The following is a 1,021-nucleotide window of genomic DNA, read 5'->3' on the forward strand; positions in this document are numbered from 1 at the left end:
CAGATACCCCCTAGGGGTAAGAAGGAGTGATCATGTCTGCTCGTTCCGCCCCGCCCGCGAACCGCCGCTGGTGGGCACTGGCCCTGATCGCGATGGCCCAGTTCATGGTGATCATGGACACTTCGATCATCGGGGTGGCGCTGCCCCGCATGCAGGAGGACCTCGGCTTCTCGCAAGAGAACCTGTCGTGGGTCTTCAACGCCTACGTCGTCGCCTTCGGCGGCCTGCTCCTGCTCGGTGGACGCCTCTCCGACCTCTTCGGCGCACGACGCCTGTTCTCCGCCGGCTGGATCGTCCTGCTCGCCGGGTCCGCCGTGGCGGGCGCGGCCGGGACCGTGGCCGTCGAGCTCACAGGCCGCGCGCTGCAGGGCGTCGGCGCGGCGCTCGTCGCGCCCGCCGCGCTCACGCTGCTGATGATGCTGTTCGGCTCGTCGCCGCGCGAGCTCACCAAGGCCCTGTCCCTGTACGGCGCCGCGGCCCCGGCCGGCGGTACCGCGGGCGTGTTCCTCGGCGGCGTCATCACCGAGTACGTGTCCTGGCCGTGGGTCTTCTACATCAACATCCCCATCGCCGTCCTGGCGCTGGTCGCCGCACCGCTGCTGATGCCCGGCGGCGGAGGCGGCGCTCGCGGCTCGGTCGACCTGGTCGGCGCGCTCACCGTCACGGCGGGCCTGGGCGCGATCGTCTTCGCGATCGTGCGCGCCCCCGAGGTCGGCTGGGGATCCGCCGCGACCTGGGGCGTGCTCGCCGGCGGGTTGGTGCTGCTGGCGGTGTTCCTGGCCGTCCAGGCGTCCCGCCGCGCCCCGCTGATGCCGCTGTCGATCTTCCGTGCGCCGAACCTGGGCGCGGCCAACCTCGCACAGCTGCTCCTGGGCGGCGCGTGGATCCCGATGTGGTTCTTCCTGAACCTCTACCTGCAGCAGGTGCTCGGGTACAGCGCGTTCCCCTCGGGCGCGGCGCTCGTCCCGATGACCGTGCTGATCATGATCGGGATGATCGTGCTGGCCCCGCGGGCCATCGG

General features: G+C 71.5%; 1 protein-coding gene. It reads left to right on the forward strand.

Annotated features, from left to right (window positions below):
- Nucleotides 1–32 precede the first annotated feature (32 nt).
- Nucleotides 33–1,021: MFS transporter (locus BJF79_RS40945; RefSeq protein ID WP_075905506.1), on the forward strand; the 989-nt coding region annotated here is incomplete at its 3' end.

Origin of the sequence: Actinomadura sp. CNU-125 (assembly GCF_001942465.1) — a bacterium.
Taxonomy (GTDB): Bacteria; Actinomycetota; Actinomycetes; order Streptosporangiales; family Streptosporangiaceae; genus Spirillospora.